The organism is Mycobacterium sp. Soil_C_30 (genome assembly GCF_057656995.1).
On the sequence record NZ_JBDGJH010000084.1, the window covers coordinates 1 to 224 of the forward strand.

The 224-nt window shown below is 61.6% G+C and carries 1 pseudogene; it reads right to left on the minus strand.

What is annotated here, in order from left to right:
* A pseudogene (locus tag AC3A6P_RS36220) lies at positions 1–224 on the minus strand (amidohydrolase family protein); the annotation flags it as partial.

Below are 224 nucleotides of genomic sequence, written 5' to 3' on the forward strand. Positions count from 1 at the left end.
AACCGCCCCGGATGCGCCCCACACCACTCATCGATATGCCAGTCGTTGTAGGCCTGCACCAACGCCAACGAAAACTCGGCATCCTCGGTGGCAAAAAGACGCGCCGCGAACCCCGGAAACGACGGGAAATTCATCGTCGCCAACACGCCACCGGCATTCATGTCCTTGACCCGCTCGGCGGCGTCATAACAGCCCTTGCGGATCTCATCGAGACCCTGCGGCTC